This window comes from Affinundibacterium baiyunense (assembly GCF_018139645.1).
Classification (GTDB): Bacteria; Pseudomonadota; Gammaproteobacteria; order Burkholderiales; family Burkholderiaceae_D; genus Undibacterium; species Undibacterium baiyunense.
Map to the genome: position 1 here is coordinate 140,165 of NZ_JAGSPM010000009.1, position 21,439 is coordinate 161,603.

Consider the following 21,439-nt stretch of genomic DNA (forward strand, 5'->3'; position numbering starts at 1 on the left):
GTCAACACTGACTGAATACTCAGCATCCTAAACCAGACAGATTGAAATTTTCTTTCAATATTTATCAATAAATGTTTAAATCACGCGTCAATAATCATGAATGACTTTAAAATTCAAAATTAGTTAATTTGTGAAATTAAAAGTCACATCATTCACACTAAATAATTCATTCTAATCATTACCAAGAGAAATTATTGCCTTTTATTATGACCACCCTAGACGAACTCGATAAACGCATACTGCAAGTTTTACAGCTAGATGCCTCACTAAGTAATCAAGAATTAGCAGAGCGTGTGCACGCATCTCCACCAACCTGTCTGCGCCGCGTGAATCGTTTGAGAAAAGAAGGTGTGATTGCCAAGCAAGTCGCGATTCTGGCACCAGAAAAACTAGGCTTAGGCATAACTGCAATTGTCGAGATCACGCTAGATCATCAAGCCAGCGAACATCAAATCGCTTTCGAGAACATGATGGCGACAGAAAGCGCTGTACAACAATGTTATCGAGTCTCACCGGGACCCGATTTTGTGGTGATTATTCAGGTAGCGGATATGGCGGCCTATCATGCCCTTGCGCATCGACTATTCGCCAGCCAATCGAACATACGCAACGTGCGCAGTTTTTTTTCAATCAATCGCAGCAAGTTCGAAACACAAATGACGATCGCCTAAATTTGAGCATTAGTTTGCTGGCAGGCACGCACGGCATTTACTGCTTATTTGTATTTTCTGCTTAGCCCATAAGCAAAACCCACGAGCGAATTGACTAGCATTTACGCCGCTGCGCTTTTCGCTGCACATAAAATTAGCACAAATCATTTATACAATTAAAACAATTCTTTCGCATTCGTCGATCAATCTGGCTAGTAACAACAGCGATCAAAACCCAATTGGTATTATCAATCCAAGTCGAGCATGCGCTGAATCGGCGCCATCAACTTATTTAATCAAACCTATGCTTGTTGCACTCAAGCTACTCTTTTATAGCGCAATCTTCTTCACAAAATCGAGATATGCGCTAGATCAATGTCACTGCATTTTTCGACTGATTTAGCTTAAACATCCCAAGCTTCGCGAGCGAAACAACCTCAATAAATTTCAATAAAAGCAATAAAAAGAGTTTTTTATACATTTAAAAAATTAATTTTTCTGTTTGACGCATAAAAAATAGTTGCAATATGGCGACAATTTATTCTTCCCCGTCAAGAAAATTACTAAATATTTCTTGACGATGACAAGATATACAAAATATGAATGGGTGACATTTCTAATCAAAATTATATTTATATTTATCGCCTTGCTATGATTCTGCTTGTCGCAACAATGCAAACAAACTGAATGCAAAGAAGCGATAAATTTAATCACTTACAAAGGAAATAATCATGTTGAACGTATTCGTAGAAATCCAACTGGTAGCAACAATGGTCGTAATCGTAGCTGCATTCTCTACTTACTTGATCGACAATTCATCTAACTAATCATCGTTGCGAACAGTGAATTGTCACTGGAATGACTTAGTTGAATGCGGTAGATTAGTTTTAAAAAATGGTAGTAGAAAAGTAGTCAGATAAATTTGTTGGTTGTAATGTAAATCAAGCAGTATCAGTTTTATCACCGGCTGAGTAGAAACCCAGGTTGGATCGCTGGTGAGTAGTAAAAAAATAGACGCCTTTTTCAAACATGCAAACATGCATCTTCCCCATTATTCCGGGGTATTTGAAAGGCGTCTGTCTAGGGGGAAATTCTTCCCCCTGTTTTGTTTCTAGCGCGGCAGTTTTGATGACTGCCATTCAGTTTAAATCCCACACATACAAAGCGATGCAAAGATGAAACTTGCAGGAATGCTGCTTTTCAATTCCAGATTCTTCTTTGCATTGATCATTAGTAGCTCTTGCGTGTTCCTTTGTATTTGTTAGGCTACTTTTTTATTTTGACTGGGCGCTGCCAAGCATCAATCGTTACTTGCTTGGCACGTGACACCGTGAGTTTTCCTTCTGGTGCATCTTTCGATAAAGTTGTACCTGCGCCCAAAGTCGCGCCCTTACCAACTCGAACAGGTGCAATTAATTGGCTATCACTGCCGATGAAAGCGTCGTCTTCAATGATCGTGCGGAATTTATTCACACCATCATAATTACAAGTAATCGTACCTGCGCCGATATTCACTCGACTGCCAACGGTAGCATCACCGATATAGGCTAGATGATTGGCTTTGCTGTGTGCAGCGATTTGGCTATTTTTTACTTCGACAAAATTACCGATATGCACATCTTCTGACAATTCTGCGCCGGGTCGCAAACGGGCATAGGGCCCAATCTGGCCTTTCGCACCAACTGTCGCGCTTTCAATATGACAGAAGGCTTTGATCTCGGCATTTTCACCAATCTTCGCATTCTTAATCACGCAATTTGCTGCGATCTTTACGCCATCCGCTAACTCAACATGGCCCTCGAACACACAACCCACATCGATCGTCACATCGCGACCGCAGACTAAACTTCCGCGCACGTCAATTCGGGCTGGGTCGAGCAAAGTCACGCCTTGCTCCAACAATTGTTGCGCAATATTCTTTTGATGCAAACGTTCTAGTTCCGCCAACTGCAATTTACTGTTGACGCCCATGGTTTCCCAGATCGCGGCTGGCTGTGCAGAGGTGACTTCGACACCATCTGCTACCGCACTGGCGACGATATCGGTTAAGTAATACTCACCTTGTGCATTGTGATTCGACAGTTTTGCCAACCACTGCTTGAGCGCTACCGTGGGTGCAATCATGATACCGGTATTGATTTCCGTCACCGCGCGCTCTTCCGCATTGGCGTCTTTTTGCTCAACGATACGACGAATCTTTCCATCTTCACGAATGATGCGACCAAGTCCAGTCGGATCGCTCATTTGCGCAGTCAAAATCGCGAGCTTATCGATGCCCGCGGCCTGCACTAAAGCTTGCAAACTACTGGCACGCGTGAGTGGTACGTCACCGTACAGAATCAAAGTGGGAACGGCATCATCCAAATGGGGAATCGCCTGCGCGACTGCGTGCCCCGTTCCTAATTGTGGCTCTTGTTTTGCAAAGCAAATATCGTCTGCCGCGACAAGCGTTGGCACTTGTTCACCACCATGTCCATAGATCACACAAATCTTAGCGGCTTGATCGACACTCAACTGCCTTGCAGTATCAATCACATGTTGCAACATCGGCTTACCCGCGATTGGGTGCAGCACTTTGGGGAGAGTAGATTGCATGCGTTTGCCCATGCCAGCAGCCAGAATAACGACATTCATATTATTTTGATCAACAAGAATCGAGAAGCTAGCAGTCTATCATGCGGCTCAAGCTTGGAGCATAGGTATGTCGGTGTCATAATCGTGGCTTGATCGGTTTTTACTCGCTCCACTATGACGCCAGAACTACGCAAAGAAGCCTCGGAATTACAATTGCACAAACGTGGTATCCGCATCAATGTACAACTGCATGTGATCGAAGCGGATGAAGAAGTCACATTGCGTAGCGAATCTGCGCTAGAACAGCGCTTAATTGGCCTTTGGGCGGTCAGCCAAGCCGCGATTCACGGTCAATTTTCTCAACTGCGTGACTATCTCGAATCCAATAATTTGCTACACACATTATCAAAAGAAGAATCTGTTTTTTTACATGATTATGCGTGCAATCCTGAGCTGAAGGATCTGCGCCTACAACAGTTTCGTGATCGATTACATGCTTTCCACTTTCTTGCTTGGTGCGCAGGTTTGTTAGAAAAAGTTGATTTAGGCCACAAGCCAATTGCGAGCGATAAGATTCTCAGTTTTTTTCCAGCAATTACAGAAGTCACAGCAAGCACATCGCTCGATACAGCAGCAACTCAGATCAGCGACTTGCAGTTCAAATTACCAATCAAACGCAGACGCAAAGATGTGATCATGGATTGGGCAGATCTGTTGTATCGTCTGCATTGGGCTGTGCGCCATGCGCAACTCAACCACAAACCTAGTCCAGGCAATATCGATGCGATCATGGTTAAAGAATGGCATCAAGCGGTAAATTGGATGTGCAACTATGACGACGAGAATGATTGGGATAAAGTCAGCACCGAGACAACCGCTTAATTCATTGCAAACAACAATTGGCGATTACGAGTAGCAATTTTGGATAGCAAGTGCGAACTTGGGAACCAATAACAGAGTTCACTAGTCTATCCAGCTTCGTTAATGATGGCAGAATTTGCCTATTTAACCGATTGCGCTGATGCATAAGATCGCATCAGCCGTTTGTTAGCAATACAAATTAAAATGGATCATTGAGCAAGATCGATAATCCGCCCTACTTAACCAGCCAACCGCAATGTAACGATAAGGAAAATTATGAGACTCAAGAAACGCCATCAATTGCCGATTGCTCTGATCATTAGCGCTTTATGCGCTGGCGCTGTTTTTACTTCAAGCAGCTATGCGACGCCTCCTGCAGCCAAAGTATCAGCGGAACAAGCCTTGATAGAAAAAGCAAAAGGGATTCATAAGCGCGTCCTTACCTTAGACACTCATGCCGACATCGATATCAACAACTTTGCTTTTTCTCGCAATTACTCACAAGATTTAGAAAACCAAGTGACGCTGCCTAAGATGATCAGTGGCGGCTTGGACGCGGCATTTTTCATCGTGTACACCGGCCAATCTACCGAAGCGGATGCGTTTGAACCTGCCGGCTACAAGCGCGCCTATGACAGCGCAATTAATATGTTTGAAGGCATCCATCGTATGACCACGGTGTTAGCGCCAAATCAAATTGAGTTTGCGCGTAGCGTTGCGGATGTCAAACGTATTTATGCCAAAGGTAAAAAAGTTGCCTTGATCGGCGTTGAAAATGCTTATCCGCTGGGCGATGAAAAGTTTGCCGTCAAACGTGTTAAACAATTCTATGATCGTGGCGCTCGCTACATGTCGTTAGCACATCAAGGTCACAGCCAGCTATCCGATTCCAACACCGGCGAAGCGATCGGCTGGAAGTGGAACGGCTTATCACCACTGGGCAAAGAAGTTATCGCCGAGATGAACAAGTGGGGCATCATGGTCGATGTATCACATCCATCCAAAGAATCGATGATGCAAACTTTGGCAATCACCAAAGCGCCGATTATCGCATCGCACTCTTCTGTGCGTGCCTTGTGCGATGTCAGCCGCAATATGGATGATGAACAGTTGCTCGCACTTAAAGCGAATAATGGTGTGATCCAAATCGTTGGCTTTAGTAGTTACTTGAAGACAGATTCAGCCGAACGTCGTGCTGCATTAAAGCAAGTACTGAGTGAATTTAATGTACCAGGCAATGTCTCGGTGGTTGGCATTCGTCGCGGCCCAGTCGGCGGCATCAGTGAAGAACAGCGCGAAGCCTTGTTGAAACGCTTGAGCGAAGTCGATGCGAAGTTCCCACCACCGACACGCGCAAACGTACAAGATTTAGTGAATCACATCGACTACGCTGTGAAGAAAATCGGTCTCGACCACGTCGGTATTTCCTCTGACTTCGACGGTGGTGGCGGTATCGATGGCTGGAATCATGCTGGAGAAACCTTTAACGTCACACTAGAATTAGTGCGTCGTGGTTACACCGAAGAACAAATTGGTAAACTTTGGAGCGGCAATCTCTTGCGCGTGATGGCAGATGTAGAAAAAGTTGCGAAAGACTTACAAGCGAAAAAATAAGTTCTTTTGCATTTAATTGAGAAGCGCGAGCATTTGATGCCTCGCGCTTTTTTTATAGTCAATTCTATCTCGACCAACTTATCGCAATTACATACACTGACTATTGAATTGATCGTCAATTAAATTAATTCGCAACTCAGCACAGATTTTATAGTTGCCTGTGTTAAACTTTCTTTCAACAGGTGCGCGCTTCATTATCTTGAATCGCGTTAAACGGGAAAGTGGTCACGATAGAAACATCATCGCTAAGCCACTGCTGCCTCCGCAACGGTAAGCAAGTATGGTTACATCATCCACGCCACTGGTTTGAATAACTGGGAAGGCGATATAACAAAACTTGCAAGCCCGGATACCGGCCTGTCGATCTCAATTGAAGCACTGCGGACGGCCGTGTTTGAATCAGCGAAGGCTATTCAAAACTGTTTTCTATATTGCTTCTGTTAGATCTGCTCACGTACGGATGGTGCGTGACGGATGTACTAGCTCGAATGTCGCCAATTTTCCAACAAGCTATTTCCACTTGCGGTTGCTATGTATTTGTAGTGATTGGTATTTCTGTGTTTGCCATTTCTGCATTTAGCAATACGGATAACGATGCAGCTAGCAATAATCGTGGATTGTGAGAATGGGTCTTCGGTCTGCAAACAAATTTTCAACAAAATGGAAGCAACAACTATAGAAAAGAATTTTCAGATATTTAAAGCACACAAGGTTTCTTCACCACACCTTATCTGTCTAATACAATCATGGCACTGGATGACTATTGTCATTTGCGGGCGCAAAAATGTGCCTTGATTGCAAGATAGATAAGGTGTCTTTTTATTTGAACCTAGCTTATCTTGATCACTTATTTAATTCATTTCCCATCAGCTTCAAGCCCCTCCTCAACTGCACGCAAAGTCCAAAAATCACGCGCTAATTTTTCATGCAGCAGATATTCATAAGGCACGCTGAAGTAGCCATGCTGTCCCCATTTAGCCCCCCAAGAATTCATCAGCAGAAATCGCTCTGTCTTATCGTTATAGGCAACCGCAAGCACCGCGTGGCCGCCGATTTTCTCTTCTTCTTTTTTTGGCAAGGACAGCACGCCCCGTGCTTGCACCGCCGCACTTGTGAAGGCGCTATACACGGTCATCCCCAGCACAAATGGAAAACCTTCTGCCAAACATTTTTTCATTTCAAGCAAATCTTGCTGCAATCGTTGGTATGCAATGCTTTGAAAATTCAAAGCTTGTTGATACGCAGCAGCCGGTGGCGAATCAGCAAAGCGATGCGCTCGATACGGCCAACTTTGCTCACGACACAAGCCATGCTTGGCGATACTCTTCATGGCATCACGAATCTGCGCTCCGCGATTTTCGTGCTGCGTACCCGCCAATGCGCGTGCGTTGTAATGAAGAAAAAGCCGAGAAGGATGATATTTAGGTACTGCTTGGCCAGCTAATCGCGCCTGCCGATTTAAGTTATAGCGAAAGGCATGACAAACCGCGTTTGCAGTGCAGCTACCAATACGCTCACCTTGATCAAACACGGGCGGACAATCAGGTCGCAAATCAATCTGCTTAGGCAAATCGCGAACACTGGCACGAAACGGATGATCGCGCGCATCAAGCGCATCTGCCTGCCACAAGAATAATGTTTTCGCCATGCTTACTCGTTTTCTTGTTTTCTCATTTCTTTAAGCGCACTACTATCCACTCAATCAAACTAAAGCACACTAAATCACACCACAAGCTTTACCATCTCATCCATAAAAATATTTCTTGTAAATGAGAATGATTCGCATTTATAATAAAATCCTCGTTTAACTTTAGGTCTGCAATTTTATGAATCCCCAAGAACTCAGCCAGCCCAGTCCAGCCTTGCTAAAACCCGTTTCTAATACTGTTCCACCTTTACGCCTAGCTAGCCAAGACATTTTGCAAGGCCATCAAGAAATCGAGATCGAACATCAAGGCATGGTATATCGATTGCGCTGTACTGCAATGGGAAAACTCATTTTGACCAAATAGCCAGAACACGCAATCAGAAAGAATGTAGTAGAAAATCCTTACACAGCAATAGCAAACACCGTACTTACGCACTACGTTAGCAAGTTCTTGCGTGTGAAAACATCAGGTCATCGTTACTGCGGCCTATTATGTTGTAACTAGAGCATAAAACCTCTGTCCTTCGTCTTGAATTTTTAAGCACCAGCCAGTCATCGCCAGCCAGTGCCACTTATGTGGAGACATCATGCATTGCATAGCAAGCATAGTCGGTGTGCTGTTGGATGAACAATCCTCACTCGTCAGCATTAAGCCAGTTTTAAATGCATTTGCTAGACCCGCAAGCTGTGCGTGGCTAAGCGCGTGCGCAACGCATTTCGACACAAAGCAGCCACGTAGATTAATCCAACTTCATACGCGCTGTCTGATTCACTTATTCAACCTGAACAAGCTAGCTATCCACCGTACTACTGGATACGAACACGCACATCCATTTGCCATTCACCATCTGTGAGATCCGCCATGAAAAATAATGCCTGCAAACACTTGAGTATCGCGAACAGCAAAATTGGAGAAATTATGATTTGTCCAGAATGCGGTGTAGTTCACCTCAGCTTGCAATCGGTTTCTTTGCGGTTAGATCTCAACGCTTTTGCCGAATTATCAAAAATGGTAGCACAGGCGCAAACCACGATAGAACAAGCACAGCGATTTACGCATGAACAAAAAAATCACGAAACACCACATATCTTTCATTAAATACGATTCATATTAGGAGTTTGATCATGTGCGAAAAACACACGCCATCCGCCACGCATCACGCTGCAGATTCAAGCAAATCCAATATGCAAGGATCGCGGCGCAAACGCTTGTGGGATTTGTCACGCGATACACATTGTCCGGTCGTAGGCGTGTGCATTCCACTTGCAGTCTTGCGTCGTCTGATGAATAAAGCCTTGGGTGGTAATACGCAAGCCGATGACTACGAAATCCATGTCGGCGCTGTTGCTGAATGCAGTCATCGCAATCGAATTTCTGAAGTATTACAAGAAGATTTGGATCAACGTTACGCATTGACGATTAAACGTTACCGCGCTGCCAAAACACAAGAAGCTCTAGTGCGCTTATGGGTCGATGCAATTTATCAAGGCGATGTAGCAGGAGCGTTCTGGGCAGGCTTAACTCATCCTTTGTGCGATGCGCATATCGAAGAAGGCATGTGTCGTGACATGCACATGCTACAGCATCAAGCAGGTGCCACGGTTCGCGCTGATATCGTGCGCTTCAATTCTTTGCTTGAAGAAAATGCGATTCTCAGTCGTGAAATGGCGAGGCAACAAGAACGACATACGCGGCACATACAAGAGAAAGCGAAAGAGATTGAGCAACTGCAACAAACCATCGTCCATTTACGCGCAGAAAATATTGGTAAAGAGAGCGCGATCGCTTATCTCAATAGTGATTTGCAAGCGCTCAAAAATTCCATACCAGAACTCAATGACAAACAACGTCTACGACAAAAAATAAACGAGATGAGTGCTCGTCATCAAGAACTAGAACAGCAGATACGAGAGCTAAAACAACGTCAACATTTCAATGACCAAAGGCGCATGCAAAATGAGTACGAGCATGAAAACCTGATCGTTAATCAATCGCAGTCCAAGGATATCAAATCGCGTCGGACTATTCCAATCACCGTGCATTTACAGCAAAAAAATGTCTTATGCGTTGGAGGGCGTAGTGGCAATGTCGCCAGCTATCGAGATTTAATCGAACGTGTGGGCGGACATTTTGCTCACCACGATGGCGGCATGGAAGATAGCCAAAGTCTACTCGATAGCAGCTTAGCCGCAGCTGATTTGGTGATCTGTCAAACTGGTTGCATTAGCCACAATGCATATTGGCGCGTCAAAGAATTTTGCAAGCGTACGGGCAAGCGCTGCGTGTTTGTCGAGAACCCTAGCGTTTCTTCGCTAGCGCGTGGTCTAGAACAAGCGACCGAAGAGTTGAGCATCGCATCAGATCGATCGCAAACAACGCCATCGTCCTAGCGCAATTAGTAATCAACAATTCAACAATTCAACAATTCAACAATTCAACAATTCAACAATTCAACGATTCAACACGCCACCCAATATGATTTTTTGAGCTTAAAGGATTAGAAATGAGTTTACTCGCAACCAGCATTTTTCTCCTCTGCGCCATCATCGCAAATGGTTTGAGCTATCTTTGTCATCCACGTCAAACATTACTGCATCGCCCCCTACCTGCTATCCCTTGGCTACTGTGTGGCGGATTTATTCACCTGAACGGCTTCTTTACCGCCCATACTTATTTAGGGCTGCTAAAAGCGAGTGTGATGTATGCACTGGTAAGCGCGATGTGTTTGTGTGTGATATTTCTACTCGCATCGATTTCCAAAAGACGTCTACTGGCGTCAAAGCTTGGATGAGAGATTCAATGTAGATTAAAAAACGGCGCAGGCCTCCGCCAGCTTACGACTATGTACTCGAACCATCAGTTTGTGAACTGTGCAATCGGCTGATTGCGTAGAATACTCCAGCCTGAAGAAAAATGACCCGCAGGTCCTGTGTTCGCGTCTCGCACCGAATAAGTCCATAGAATCTCAGTAAAACTTAGCATAAATTTTTCAGTCGGCATATCACCAGAATGGGATTCAAGCTGTATCTCGCTTATAATGGCATCACGTAATTGAAATTGCATCAGCAGTTCAAACTTTTCATTCGATTTACGGAAGATAAAAATCTTACTTGGCTTATCTCGCCCCACTCCTATAGGTTGAGCCCGCAGACAATATTCATACAATTTCACCGAGGTTTGATCAACGTACTTCACTGCAGTAAATTCAGTGACCATCGGACGACCCGAAGTACGCGCAGCATTGTTGAAATCGGATACCAGCTGCTGTTTCATTCCTTGATGCAATGAGACTAGCTCAATACATTGCCCATTGCGACTACCTGTAGTTGAGTTCACTTTCGACACCACATTACTATCATCGACAGTCCATGGGCCACCATCAATCAAGTCCTTACCGTAAGTAGTGCTATTGAAGCCACCGAACAATTCTTGCTCACCCGGTTGCAGTAAAATTAAATCCATTGAATTCTCCTAATACTGTTCATATTGCTGGCACTTATGTTTTGCACGAATGGTTTGTACGTATGGTTTGTACTGTATCTGTAATCATGGTTGACTCAGAATCGGTAATGCGGGGGACCTTAGTATGAATACGCTGAGCTAAGAAATAGCAAAGCGAAAAACAAAAGTCGGGCTAAGCAGCCCGACTTGTTGCAACGCGATTAGTTCGCCGCAAATACCTCAATTGCGCCAGGGCGACGCAACATTTTATTGACTTCGTCCAAGTGCAATTCTTCTGCCACGATCATTTCACGCGCATATTCTTCTAGTAACACTGAATTGCCTTCGACAATTTTTAACAAGGCGTAGTAAGCAGATAATGCCGTCGTTTCTAGATCGAGGCTCTCACGCAAAATATCACCAATATCATGCTGTTCAGTTTCTAATAAAGCGCCAATCTTTAGTGAGGGATGCCCACCAAGTAAGGTGACCAGTTCACCCGCTTTGTGTGCATGCGCCAAACTTTCATCAGCATTCCCTTTCAACCATGAGACGATAGGAATTCGATTGTAGCCGTACACCATTAATGAATAATGCGTATAGCGCACTACGCCAGCCAGCTCTAATTCCATGATGTGATTGAGTGCATCGATTGCTGCTTGTTTTTTCATCGCATCCATGTTGTTTCTCCTTTTCTAAAACCTCGTCATTCATCACGATATCTGCGGATAAACCGCGACTCAACAACTATACACAACTAATGACAAATATGATCAACTATCCTCGACATCCAAGCCAAATAAGTTAGATTAGACAAACAAAAAGCGCATCACCAGAATGATGATGCGCTTTCTTATCACTTTACGAACGCTTGCCGAAAGTCTAATTAGGCTGACTTTGCTTGCGACTCATGCTATGGCGATTAGAACAAAACATTCGCACTTAGATTGAATGTGCGCGGAGCACCTACGGTATAGCGTGCGCCACTGTTGTTCAAGGTATTCACATAAGCTTTATCAGTTAAGTTTGCTACGTTAAATTGCAGAGACAAATTACGATTCACCTGATACGAAGCAACTGCGTCAGCAACCCAATTCGACGCAATATTCGGCATATTTTGTACCGCCAAATTCGCACTTGGATCAATCACACGTTTTTGTTCAGAGGTATAACGTAAGCCACCACCAATCGTAAAGTTTGGTGTCACTTTATAGCTACTCCACAAAGTCGCTGTTAAATCTGGCGACCAACGCGTTGCGGCACCGGCGGCATTATTGCCGGTTGAGCCTTGTAACACTTTGGTCTTCATCGTCGCGGCACCAGCCGTAACTTGCCAATCTGGATTGATTTGTCCAACTACGCCAATTTCAAAACCTTCGACGCGGCGCTTACCAAATTGCGCGAAGGCATTGGTGACACTGTCGACTTGCACGATTTCGTTAGTGCTGTCCGTACGATAAAACGCTGCCGTCAATGATAAAGATTTATCGAGTAAGTCCCATTTAGTACCTAGTTCGAGATTGGTAGTTTTTTGTGGCTCAGCCTGTGGGCCATTAATGTTATTTGCGGCACTGCTCAATGAGAAATTAGCACTACCTGGAGGTGTTAAGGATGTCGCATACACGCCGTACAAACGACCATTTTTCGCGACCTTGTAAACTGAGCCGAGTTTCCAGCTTAAGAGATCATCGCTCTTCGTTACTTTTGCAGGGATCAAAGTACCAACTGGCAATGTCGGATTCGCTGCGGCTGTCGACAAACTTACCGTACGCGATTCTGTGTTGTAACGCTCATAGCGCAAACCTGTATTGAGTTGCCATTCATCGTTTAAGTCAATCGCATCAAACAAATAGAGAGCTACGGTCTTGGTTTGGCCTTCTGCGGTGGCGCCATTTTTAATTGGCATAGGCAAACTTACATTGGCATCTGGTTTATACAGATTCGCTCCAGGAATCACCGTTCCAGTTGGAACCGCCATGGTGTTGGTGTTTTGTTTTTCCATTAAAAGCTCAACACCTGCGGACAAACTATGCTTCAATCCAGCGGTATCAAAACTACTGTTGATACTGGTTTGATTGGCGATGATTTCATTGCTTTGATCTAAACCTTGACGTGAGCGCGCCACCGTCCATGTGTCTTGTGCCCCTGTCGCGGTGATACCATTGATGCCTGTCACTACGCGTTTCATTGACGATTGACCGTAGCGCGTAATATTGCGCAATACCGTCGTGTCATTTAAATCGAATTCAAACTTAGCTGTTGCCATATCCGCTTCTACTTTTTCGAAGTCGTTGACACTACCGTAGAAATTCTCGCTATCGACTTTTGGCGCATTCAGCAAAAGCGTATTTGCATTGTAGAAGCCCTTGAGGCCAACGGTGGGGATACCACCATCAGGCACATTGTTTTGACGAATATGTTGTGAATAAAAATACGCACGCGATTTTTGCCCGAGCCCAACCGCGATTGATGGTGCGATGCCGTAACCATTGCTCTCAACTTGATCACGTCCTGCAACGCCGCCATCTTGTTTGAACACATTTAAGCGCAAGGCGGTCGTGTCACCAAGCTTACGATTAATGTCAGCTGTCACGCGTTTGTTATTGCCGTTATTGATGCTTGCCGTGCCACTCGTGACATCATCTAACATCGCCGCTTTAGAGGCTAAATTGATATAACCAGAAGCAGCACCACGACCCACGTCTGCGCCAGCAGGACCTTTAACAACTTCAACTTGCTCAACATTAAACGTGTCACGCGTGATCGCACCTAGATCACGTACACCATCCACGAATACAGAAGATTGCGTTGCGAAGCCGCGCATTTGAAATGTATCACCCGCTGCGGTATTGCCGTTTTCACCTAGTTGCATCGTGATGCCCGGCGTATTACGCAGTGCATCCATTAAGTTGTAAGCACCTTGTTCTTGCAGGAGTTCTTTCTTAATTACGGAAACCATCTGCGGCGTTTCTAACAATGGCTTCACCAATTTACTAGAACTCGATACATCTGCTTTAAAAGGAATATCCTGCGTGCCTTGCACTTTAATTTCTGGCAATGCATTTTCCTTTTTACTTTGCTCTTGCGAACTTTTTTGCGGCTCGGCTTGAGTTTGCGCTTGTACTGATAAAGGTGCTGCCAATACCGCAATAGCGATCAAAGTATGTTTGAACGGAACGGTACTGCTTGGATGTTGACGACTACGAATATATGCCACAAGAATTCTCCGGTTAGGAATGTTAATAACAAAAAGGAAATTAGAAAAATAAGTGCCAACCTTAAATACAGAGATATCTGCACTTAAGCACTGTTGACGTCTATTTCGATCTAAATAATGGGAGAAGGCTGGCTAATGAATACCGCTTGGAGTCGACGGTTTCGGTGGCTGGCTAAAACAATAAAGTGAATGATAATCGTTCTCATTTTGATTTGCAACAAGTAAATGAGAATGATTCCTATTTACTTGGGTGAAGAGTTTGTTTAGAATGCCTAGCAATGCCAGACATTTTGTATGCACGAGCTTATTGAGCAACTACTGATGAGCAATTACTGAAGCGCACTTGCCGAAACAAATTTATTGAAACAAGCCAGTTTTAGAAAATCAGTTGAAGCACGGTTTAAGCCGAACTTCAACAATTTCGGCAAACCTACCAACAGCAATTAAAAGTAATAGGCGCAGCAAAAGTACAGGCAACAAATCACACAAACTCTATGGATCTATCATCATGATGTTGCACATTCCAGGCGTACTCACTTTAGAAGAAGTGAACTACTTGCGCCAACGCTTACAAGAAACGAATTGGGTCGATGGCAAACAAACCGTCGGTGCGCAAGGTGCATTGGTCAAGCAAAATCGCCAATTACCAGAACACGCGGAAGTGTCGCTAGAGTTGGGACAAATGGTGTTAGCCGCATTGAAGAGAAACCCAACATTTTACTCAGCCGCCCTACCGCTCCGTGTCGTGCCACCTTTATTTAACGCCTACGCTGGTGGCGAACATTACGGCTTACATGTCGATGGCTCAATTCGTCAGGTACCAAATGCCGATTACACTTTACGTACCGATGTGTCTTCCACTTTGTTTTTGTGCGATCCAGATGAATATGAAGGCGGCGAGTTAGAAGTGATCGACACTTACGGCGCGCATGAAGTCAAATTACCTGCCGGCGATTTGATTTTGTATCCATCCACCAGTTTGCATCAAGTGAAGCCGGTCACGCGCGGGGTAAGAGTTTGTTCCTTCTTCTGGACACAAAGCATGATCCGTGACGATGCGCGTCGCAACATGTTGTTTGAGATGGATCAATATATACAAAGTTTGCGTAGCCAAATTGGTGATAGTGCAGAAGTCTTAGGGCTCACTGCGCAGTATCATAATTTGATTCGTATGTGGGCTGAAACTTAATGCGGTGATCGAGCAGAATTTATCGGCATTTGCTGGCATTTTTTGACACCACCCCAACCTCGTAACAATGCGATACAAATCAGTCATATATTTTTCTCCAATTGAGAATGATTCTCAATTAAAATAATGAACTTTGGCGAGTCATTTGCTTAGTCACTCGCTTGTATCAGCTAAAACATCAGGTAGATAAAATTTTCAACAAAGCATCAATTGGCGAAGTCGTATAGCCATCACCGTACAAAAATGTAGTGACGTGATAGCAACTAAGCCAATATCAACTTTGTTGAAGTTCAATGAAATTAGTAACTAGACGATTTTTTTTAAATTTATAACGTGTCGACTCCTCAACAACAACGCGCTTTTTGGCTGCGTCATTTACATAACTGGCATTGGATTAGCTCAGCGATTTGTTTAATCGCGATGATGCTATTTGCGGTCACTGGTTTCACCTTGAATCATGCTGGCGATATTGAGGCTAGTCCTAAAACTAGCCAAAAGACGGGACAAGTCCCCCCCTCGTTATTGCAACAATTAAACGCTGAAGTGACGCAGCGCAGCCAAAAAAATGCAGACACGCAATTGCCAACCAGTGTCGTGCAATGGTTAGAGACGCAACATCATATTGACGCTGCAAGCAAAAGTGCAGAATGGTCACCGGAAGAAATTTATGTTGCCTTACCGCGTCCTGGTGGCGACGCTTGGTTGAGAATTAATTTAGAAGATGGCGCACTAGAATATGAAAAAACCGAACGTGGTGTGATCGCTTATTTAAACGATTTACACAAAGGCCGTAATACTGGCAAAGCATGGTCTTGGTTTATCGATATATTCGCTTTCGCTTGTTTGATTTTTTGTATCACCGGATTATTTTTATTGAAGATGCACGCGAGTAATCGCCGTCTCACTTGGCCTTTAGTTGCCGCGGGTTTGGTGATCCCAATGATACTCAGCATTATGTTTATACATTGAGTGCGATTGCTACAAGAAATCGCTTGTACTTGAACACCTAACTATTTATATCGGTATTTGACTTTGTAATTTGGTTCACAATTTAATTAGTAGCTTAGTTAATTAGTTAGTTAGTTAATAAATTCGTTTGTAATCGCCAGCCGATGATTCATCATCAAGCCAGCCGAATGTTTGAATAGCTTGCATGTTTTTTCAGATGAAACCCTCTTGTTTTTATCGACGAAAAGACATCACAGCACATGGAAAAAAACGCAATCAGTATGCATTTGATTGCCAGTCATCCAGCATGATTTAAAAAAATTTAAATAATCAGTCTTACTTTTATCGAGGTAAATTTATGCAAAAAATACTTCCCTTCGCAATCGGCACTTTATTGGGTAGTTCTGCGATGGCGGCGGAATTGGTCGTCAAAGTTGAAGTTCCTAAACTCAATGTCGCGGAATACCACCGTCCTTATGTGGCGATCTGGGTTGAACGTCCAGACCAAAGCTTTGCCGCAAATTTATCCGTGTGGTACGACCTCAAAAAACGCGATAACGAAGGCGCGAAGTGGTTAAAGGATATGCGTCAATGGTGGCGTCGTAGCGGTCGTGATGTATCAATGCCGATGGATGGCGTCAGTAGCGCCACGCGTATCGTTGGCGAACATACACTCAGTTTCGCCAGCGACAAAACAGCTTTGGCAAAATTACCAGCAGGTGATTACAACTTATTAGTAGAAGCAGCACGCGAAGGTGGTGGTCGTGAAGTAGTCAAAGTTCCATTCACTTGGGGCGGCAAAGACAATAAATTAGCATCCGCTCAAGGTAGTCACGAACTAGGCAAGATTTCGGTACAAGTTAAACCATAATCGTCTTCATCTCTGAACTCATTTTATTCAAGGAATTTTCCATGAAACTCTTCTCTAACAAAACTCGCCAAAGTCTGTGCTTGGCATTAGCTACTTGCATGCCCTTATTGGCACCTTTAGATGCGCTCGCACATCGCCAATTTATCGTACCCACCTCAACCGTGGTTAACGGCAAAGCACCATGGGTTAGCTTTGATGCAGCGGCAGCGACCGATGTATTTTTCTTTGATCACGTGGCGATGAATCTCAATAATTTGGTCATCACCGCAGCCGATGGTTCCAACATCAAAGCGGAGAATCAAAGTAGCGGCAAATTGCGCAGCAATTTTGACATTCGCGCTGAAATGCAAGGCACTTACAAAATCAGTGTCGTCAATGACGGTATCAATGCGAGCTACAAAGAAAACGGCGCACCAAAACGTTGGCGCGGAACAGCCGAAGCCTTCGCCAAAGAAGTGCCTGCAAACGCACAAGATTTACAAGTGAGCCATAATCAAGGCCGTGTCGAAACCTTCGTCACCAATGGCAAGCCAAGTGATGTCGCCTTAAAACCAAGCGGCAAAGGTTTAGAATTAAATCCCATCACGCATCCGAATGATTTGGTCAATAGCGATCAAGCACAATTTCAATTCCTAATCGATGGCAAACCTGCTGCAGGCGTCAAAGTCACTGTGATTGCAGGTGGCATTCGCTATCGTCAAAAACTGGATGAACAATTATTGACCGCAGATAGCGAAGGCAAAGTCAGCATCAAGTGGCAAGGTGCAGGTTTGTATTGGATGCAAGCGACTTTCAGCGACAATAAATCGACTATCCCTGGCGTGAAAGAACGTCGCGCTAGTTATGTCGCGACCTTAGAAGTGATGCCAGACTAATTTCAAACTCTCCCAAGAGCAGCGTGTCAGTGCTTCTCCCCCAAAGAAACTGACACGCCCTTCCACTCGTCTTTGTTCTGAACTCTGCACGCTCATTGCTCCACAGCCCGTCCACATGCAAGCACTCCATTCATCACAAACTAGGCAGCGTCAGGTGTTAATTCCTGTCACGATGCAGCAACCCAATTTGCCGAACGAGCGCGCGCGTCTATACGTTTTACATGGCTTTACCATGGGCACGACATGGCAAGTGCAATGCTATGTCGATTCCTCCATCGGTGCTGAGGACTTACAAAGCGGCATACAAACACAACTCGACCAAGTGGTCGCGCAGATGAGTCCTTGGGAACAGGATTCCGATCTTAGTCGTTTCAATCGCGCGCCAGCAAATACTTGGCATGTGATTCCCGAGGCATTTTTTAAAGTCTTACAGCACAGCTTGTTTGTCGCGGAACAAACACAAGGTGCATACGATCCCTGTATTGGCCATCTCGCCAACTTGTGGGGTTTTGGGCCGCTAGGGAAAACCACGAATGTACCAGCCAAAGAAAAAATCGAACAAGTAATACAAACTTCGAATTGGCAACAACTCAAACTCAATCCAGGCAATCACAGCGTCTTGCAAACTGGTGGCGTAGAAATCGACCTATGCTCAACAGCAAAGGGATTTGGAGTTGACCAAGTAGCGCGCTATTTAGAAACAAAAGGAATTCGCAGTTATCTGGTTGAAGTCGGTGGTGAACTACGTGGTTGGGGCTGCAAATCAGACGGTCAACCATGGTGGGTGCAATTAGAACAAGCTGATGCATCCTTCGATTTGGATTGCGACTATATCGCCGCCTTACACGGCTTGGCGATTGCTACCTCTGGCGATTATCGCCGTTTCTTTATGCATGAGGGGCAACGCTATTCGCACACCATCGATCCGCGTACTGGTTACCCCGTCCAACATGGCGTTGCGGCGGTGACGGTATTACATCCAGAATGTATGATCGCTGATGCCTTAGCGACGGCGATTACTGTGTTGGGAGTCGAACTTGGTATGGCGTATGCGACGCAATTACACGTTGCCGCCCGCATATTGGTACGTGACGGTGATCATTTGCGTGAATATTTAAGTCCAAGCTACTTAGCCATGATGGCGGATGACTAGCCCGACATACAAAAATGTCGCAAGATTAATTTTAAAATTCTTACTGAGTTATTTAGAACCACGAACATGTCGTCTCCACAAAAATCCGTATTGATCAACAATAACAGCGAGAAGATACTCGGCATTGGATTAATCATTGCACTCTGCTGTTGCGTGCTATGTTTATTCGTCTCCTTGGAACAATATCTCAGCACACAGCAGCACCGCATCACGACCAGCCTCAGCATCGTCTTCAGCTATGTACTGTTTTATTTCTGGATAGATGAGCGTCACCAGCGAGCACACCAACGCAAGCACACTCATGAGCTTACGCAGATGCAGCCGGAGTTATTAAAGCCCACAGATATCCTGATTGTGTACGCCAGCCAGACTGGCTATGCAGAACAGCTTGCGCAACAGACCCAAGCTAGCTTACAACAAGGCGGTATGCAAACCCATTTGCTGGATATCGCCCAATTAGATCTCGCCACTTTACAGAAGGCGCAACAAGTTTTATTCATTGCCAGCACGACTGGCGAAGGTGATGCGCCCGACAGCGCTGCTAAATTCACACGCACCATCATGACGCAATCGCTCTCGCTCACCCAGTGTCGTTACGCGGTACTTGCGCTCGGTGATCGTCATTACCAAGCCTTTTGTGCATTTGGTCGCCAACTCGATCAATGGCTACATCAGCAAGGCGCAAAAACTTTATTCGACACGGTTGAAGTCGATAATGGCGATGATGGCGCACTGCGACATTGGCAACATCATCTCGGCGTGTTAAGCGGTCATACGGATCTTGCGGATTGGCACCCTGCTGAATATGAAACTTGGACACTTAGCGAACGTCACTTATTGAACCATGGCAGTCAAGGAAATCCAGTTTTCCAAATACGCTTAACGCCACCCGCATCCAGTCATTGGCAAGCGGGTGACATCGCTGAAATCTTGCCGCATAGACCAGGTATAGCAACGGTATTACCACACCGTGAATATTCGATCGCCTCCATTCCTGAAGATGGTGCGGTTGAATTGATTGTGAGACAAATGCAGCAAGCGGACGGCAGCTTAGGTTGGGGTTCCGGTTGGCTATGTCATTACGCGGAGCTGGGAGACAAAATACAGCTTCGATTACGTAGCAATCGAAGTTTTCATCCTCCTCGTCAAAGTTACCCACTCATTTTAATTGGCAATGGCACTGGCATCGCTGGCTTACGCGCCCATCTAAAACATCGCGCGCAACAAGGACAACATCAAAATTGGTTATTCTTCGGTGAGCGTCAACGCGCCCACGATTATTTCTGTAAAGCAGATATAGAGCAATGGCAAACCAGTGGCGTATTAAGCAAACTCGATTTAGCATTTTCACGCGATCAAACACAACGCATTTACGTACAAGATAAATTGCGCGAACAAGCAACAGAATTAAGCCAATGGATCAATGCTGGAGCCGCCATTTATGTGTGCGGAAGTTTAGAAGGAATGGCGGGCGCTGTTGATGCAGTATTGCGCGAGATCGCCGGTGATGCAGTGATAGAAAAAATGCGTGAAGATGGATTGTATCGACGCGATGTTTATTGAATTTCTAGTTAGTAGTAAGTTTCCAGAGCACTGGACGCTTGGTGGACAACAAGAATATTCTAAAATTCGACAATGCTGGTGAATACGAGATCGGATATGTGCGGGATCAAGCTTCAGAATAAGCAATACCGCCAGCATTACTGATCTCCAAACGCTCTTCCAATAATTTTCGATCGCCTTGTCGAAACTCGACAAATTCTAATCCGATGCGGAATAGTTTTTGCGACAGAATCGTGTAATTCATGCGGCATGTAATTTCTAAGATCTTTTCCCTTGCACCTGCATTTAATGGCGGCAATGCCAATAACAAAATCACCTTGCCATCATGAAAAACATTGTGGTCGCAATGTATGCTCAAGCCGCCTAATGAGATTTCATTTACACGACCGTGAAATGTCTTTTTACCGGTGCCGCCTTCATACACAATCGCAATCCGCCACTTCACCAAATAGCGTTTATGCAGGCGACTTTCGATACGCGATAACTTAGTATTGACGGTCTGTGGTTTGAATTGCACAGAAGAATTCTCTTTTGGCAGCACGGCTTCTTGCCGAAGCTGCGCAACCAGGGGGTGTTCTTCTTTGGCTTGATCACTGATAATTTTTGTCATGGTACTGTTTGATACAAGTCCAGTTAAAAACAAGTCTGTGCAATTTCAGATACGTGCTTGCACACAGTTCTGAGACAACACAAGTTTTCTTGGGGTTCAGTCTATCACGATGTTTCCATAGTGCATGAATTTTATGATTTAAATTACTATGCTTTTTTAATTGATTAGTCGCAAAATGGCTCGTAGCAAACCAATACTCATTTCAGCATTGAATTGAAACCAAC

Annotated in this window: 21 protein-coding genes and 1 riboswitch; of the genes, 15 read left to right on the forward strand and 6 right to left on the reverse strand. The window is 44.7% G+C overall.

From position 1 onward, the window contains the following. The first annotated feature begins 206 nt into the window (after positions 1-206). Positions 207-671 (forward strand): Lrp/AsnC family transcriptional regulator, encoded by a 465-nt coding sequence (locus tag KDM92_RS14745; RefSeq protein WP_212685210.1) that lies wholly within the window; start codon positions 207-209, stop codon positions 669-671. Positions 672-1,916: 1,245 nt separating this feature from the next. Here KDM92_RS14745 and glmU read toward each other — a convergent pair. After that, complete coding sequence (gene glmU, locus KDM92_RS14750; RefSeq protein WP_212685211.1) at positions 1,917-3,284, reverse strand: bifunctional UDP-N-acetylglucosamine diphosphorylase/glucosamine-1-phosphate N-acetyltransferase GlmU; 1,368 nt, start codon at positions 3,282-3,284, stop codon at positions 1,917-1,919. A 114-nt stretch (positions 3,285-3,398) separates the two neighbouring features. Between glmU and KDM92_RS14755 the strand changes: the two genes are divergently transcribed. The 3 genes from KDM92_RS14755 (at position 3,399) to KDM92_RS14765 (ending at position 6,322) form a co-directional block, all read left to right on the forward strand. After that, positions 3,399-4,106, forward strand: coding sequence for a DUF4272 domain-containing protein (locus KDM92_RS14755; protein ID WP_212685212.1), 708 nt, complete (start codon positions 3,399-3,401; stop codon positions 4,104-4,106). 255 nt (positions 4,107-4,361) lie between these two features. After that, the gene (locus tag KDM92_RS14760) at positions 4,362-5,699 is read left to right on the forward strand and encodes a dipeptidase (RefSeq protein WP_212685213.1); all 1,338 of its coding nucleotides are present in this window, start codon (positions 4,362-4,364) and stop codon (positions 5,697-5,699) included. Between the two features lie 163 nt (positions 5,700-5,862). Further along, a riboswitch (cobalamin riboswitch) is annotated at positions 5,863-6,074 on the forward strand. Between the two features lie 92 nt (positions 6,075-6,166). After that, positions 6,167-6,322: a hypothetical protein gene (locus KDM92_RS14765; RefSeq protein ID WP_212685214.1), complete on the forward strand. Its 156-nt coding sequence runs from the start codon at positions 6,167-6,169 to the stop codon at positions 6,320-6,322. Positions 6,323-6,555: 233 nt separating this feature from the next. Here KDM92_RS14765 and KDM92_RS14770 read toward each other — a convergent pair whose 3' ends face one another. Then, entirely contained in the window at positions 6,556-7,347 is a 792-nt protein-coding gene (locus tag KDM92_RS14770) for a C1 family peptidase (protein ID WP_212685215.1), read from the reverse strand. 178 nt (positions 7,348-7,525) lie between these two features. Between KDM92_RS14770 and hemP the strand changes: the two genes are divergently transcribed. The 5 genes from hemP (at position 7,526) to KDM92_RS14795 (ending at position 10,139) form a co-directional block, all read left to right on the forward strand. Beyond that, on the forward strand, positions 7,526-7,711 hold the full coding sequence (gene hemP / locus KDM92_RS14775) for a hemin uptake protein HemP (protein WP_189347030.1): 186 nt from the start codon (positions 7,526-7,528) through the stop codon (positions 7,709-7,711). 223 nt (positions 7,712-7,934) lie between these two features. Continuing rightward, the gene (locus KDM92_RS14780) at positions 7,935-8,201 is read left to right on the forward strand and encodes a hypothetical protein (protein ID WP_212685216.1); all 267 of its coding nucleotides are present in this window, start codon (positions 7,935-7,937) and stop codon (positions 8,199-8,201) included. A gap of 8 nt (positions 8,202-8,209) precedes the next feature. Next, positions 8,210-8,446, forward strand: a complete 237-nt coding sequence (locus KDM92_RS14785; protein WP_212685217.1) for a hypothetical protein — start codon at positions 8,210-8,212, stop codon at positions 8,444-8,446. A gap of 26 nt (positions 8,447-8,472) precedes the next feature. Then, on the forward strand, positions 8,473-9,738 hold the full coding sequence (locus KDM92_RS14790) for a DUF2325 domain-containing protein (RefSeq protein WP_212685218.1): 1,266 nt from the start codon (positions 8,473-8,475) through the stop codon (positions 9,736-9,738). Between the two features lie 113 nt (positions 9,739-9,851). Beyond that, positions 9,852-10,139 (forward strand): hypothetical protein, encoded by a 288-nt coding sequence (locus KDM92_RS14795; RefSeq protein ID WP_212685219.1) that lies wholly within the window; start codon positions 9,852-9,854, stop codon positions 10,137-10,139. Positions 10,140-10,204: 65 nt separating this feature from the next. Here the strand turns inward: KDM92_RS14795 and KDM92_RS14800 are convergent, their stop codons facing one another. The 3 genes from KDM92_RS14800 to KDM92_RS14810 all read right to left on the reverse strand — a co-directional run bounded on the left by KDM92_RS14800 (position 10,205) and on the right by KDM92_RS14810 (position 14,006). After that, complete coding sequence (locus KDM92_RS14800) at positions 10,205-10,810, reverse strand: type VI secretion system tube protein Hcp (protein WP_212685220.1); 606 nt, start codon at positions 10,808-10,810, stop codon at positions 10,205-10,207. Positions 10,811-11,010: 200 nt separating this feature from the next. After that, a complete protein-coding gene (locus tag KDM92_RS14805; protein ID WP_189347025.1) occupies positions 11,011-11,469 on the reverse strand; it encodes a ferritin-like domain-containing protein in 459 nt (152 codons plus the stop codon). Positions 11,470-11,711: 242 nt separating this feature from the next. Next, positions 11,712-14,006 (reverse strand): catecholate siderophore receptor Fiu, encoded by a 2,295-nt coding sequence (locus KDM92_RS14810; protein WP_212685221.1) that lies wholly within the window; start codon positions 14,004-14,006, stop codon positions 11,712-11,714. A 508-nt stretch (positions 14,007-14,514) separates the two neighbouring features. On the opposite strand from KDM92_RS14810, the gene KDM92_RS14815 reads away from it, so the two are divergent. The 6 genes from KDM92_RS14815 (at position 14,515) to KDM92_RS14840 (ending at position 20,605) form a co-directional block, all read left to right on the forward strand. Further along, the gene (locus tag KDM92_RS14815) at positions 14,515-15,195 is read left to right on the forward strand and encodes a Fe2+-dependent dioxygenase (RefSeq protein ID WP_212685222.1); all 681 of its coding nucleotides are present in this window, start codon (positions 14,515-14,517) and stop codon (positions 15,193-15,195) included. Between the two features lie 333 nt (positions 15,196-15,528). Next, on the forward strand, positions 15,529-16,164 hold the full coding sequence (locus KDM92_RS14820) for a PepSY-associated TM helix domain-containing protein (RefSeq protein WP_189347022.1): 636 nt from the start codon (positions 15,529-15,531) through the stop codon (positions 16,162-16,164). Positions 16,165-16,501: 337 nt separating this feature from the next. Then, positions 16,502-17,014, forward strand: coding sequence for a DUF2271 domain-containing protein (locus KDM92_RS14825; protein WP_189347021.1), 513 nt, complete (start codon positions 16,502-16,504; stop codon positions 17,012-17,014). Positions 17,015-17,055: 41 nt separating this feature from the next. Continuing rightward, complete coding sequence (locus KDM92_RS14830) at positions 17,056-17,889, forward strand: DUF4198 domain-containing protein (protein ID WP_212685223.1); 834 nt, start codon at positions 17,056-17,058, stop codon at positions 17,887-17,889. A gap of 115 nt (positions 17,890-18,004) precedes the next feature. Continuing rightward, positions 18,005-19,042 (forward strand): FAD:protein FMN transferase, encoded by a 1,038-nt coding sequence (locus KDM92_RS14835; RefSeq protein WP_212685224.1) that lies wholly within the window; start codon positions 18,005-18,007, stop codon positions 19,040-19,042. A 66-nt stretch (positions 19,043-19,108) separates the two neighbouring features. Continuing rightward, the gene (locus KDM92_RS14840) at positions 19,109-20,605 is read left to right on the forward strand and encodes a sulfite reductase subunit alpha (protein WP_212685225.1); all 1,497 of its coding nucleotides are present in this window, start codon (positions 19,109-19,111) and stop codon (positions 20,603-20,605) included. A 106-nt stretch (positions 20,606-20,711) separates the two neighbouring features. On the opposite strand, the gene KDM92_RS14845 is transcribed toward KDM92_RS14840, so the two are convergent. Then, entirely contained in the window at positions 20,712-21,215 is a 504-nt protein-coding gene (locus KDM92_RS14845) for a PilZ domain-containing protein (protein ID WP_212685226.1), read from the reverse strand. Positions 21,216-21,439 lie beyond the last annotated feature (224 nt).

What these genes read in the sequence shown, in the direction of transcription:
- KDM92_RS14745 (WP_212685210.1), top strand. Translation starts at nt 207, where the DNA reads ATGACCACCCTAGACGAACTCGATAAACGCATACTGCAAGTTTTACAG.
- glmU (WP_212685211.1), bottom strand. Translation starts at nt 3,284, where the DNA reads ATGAATGTCGTTATTCTGGCTGCTGGCATGGGCAAACGCATGCAATCT.
- KDM92_RS14755 (WP_212685212.1), top strand. Translation starts at nt 3,399, where the DNA reads ATGACGCCAGAACTACGCAAAGAAGCCTCGGAATTACAATTGCACAAA.
- KDM92_RS14760 (WP_212685213.1), top strand. Translation starts at nt 4,362, where the DNA reads ATGAGACTCAAGAAACGCCATCAATTGCCGATTGCTCTGATCATTAGC.
- KDM92_RS14770 (WP_212685215.1), bottom strand. Translation starts at nt 7,347, where the DNA reads ATGGCGAAAACATTATTCTTGTGGCAGGCAGATGCGCTTGATGCGCGC.
- hemP (WP_189347030.1), top strand. Translation starts at nt 7,526, where the DNA reads ATGAATCCCCAAGAACTCAGCCAGCCCAGTCCAGCCTTGCTAAAACCC.
- KDM92_RS14780 (WP_212685216.1), top strand. Translation starts at nt 7,935, where the DNA reads ATGCATTGCATAGCAAGCATAGTCGGTGTGCTGTTGGATGAACAATCC.
- KDM92_RS14785 (WP_212685217.1), top strand. Translation starts at nt 8,210, where the DNA reads ATGAAAAATAATGCCTGCAAACACTTGAGTATCGCGAACAGCAAAATT.
- KDM92_RS14790 (WP_212685218.1), top strand. Translation starts at nt 8,473, where the DNA reads ATGTGCGAAAAACACACGCCATCCGCCACGCATCACGCTGCAGATTCA.
- KDM92_RS14795 (WP_212685219.1), top strand. Translation starts at nt 9,852, where the DNA reads ATGAGTTTACTCGCAACCAGCATTTTTCTCCTCTGCGCCATCATCGCA.
- KDM92_RS14800 (WP_212685220.1), bottom strand. Translation starts at nt 10,810, where the DNA reads ATGGATTTAATTTTACTGCAACCGGGTGAGCAAGAATTGTTCGGTGGC.
- KDM92_RS14805 (WP_189347025.1), bottom strand. Translation starts at nt 11,469, where the DNA reads ATGGATGCGATGAAAAAACAAGCAGCAATCGATGCACTCAATCACATC.
- KDM92_RS14815 (WP_212685222.1), top strand. Translation starts at nt 14,515, where the DNA reads ATGATGTTGCACATTCCAGGCGTACTCACTTTAGAAGAAGTGAACTAC.
- KDM92_RS14825 (WP_189347021.1), top strand. Translation starts at nt 16,502, where the DNA reads ATGCAAAAAATACTTCCCTTCGCAATCGGCACTTTATTGGGTAGTTCT.
- KDM92_RS14830 (WP_212685223.1), top strand. Translation starts at nt 17,056, where the DNA reads ATGAAACTCTTCTCTAACAAAACTCGCCAAAGTCTGTGCTTGGCATTA.
- KDM92_RS14835 (WP_212685224.1), top strand. Translation starts at nt 18,005, where the DNA reads ATGCAAGCACTCCATTCATCACAAACTAGGCAGCGTCAGGTGTTAATT.
- KDM92_RS14840 (WP_212685225.1), top strand. Translation starts at nt 19,109, where the DNA reads ATGTCGTCTCCACAAAAATCCGTATTGATCAACAATAACAGCGAGAAG.
- KDM92_RS14845 (WP_212685226.1), bottom strand. Translation starts at nt 21,215, where the DNA reads ATGACAAAAATTATCAGTGATCAAGCCAAAGAAGAACACCCCCTGGTT.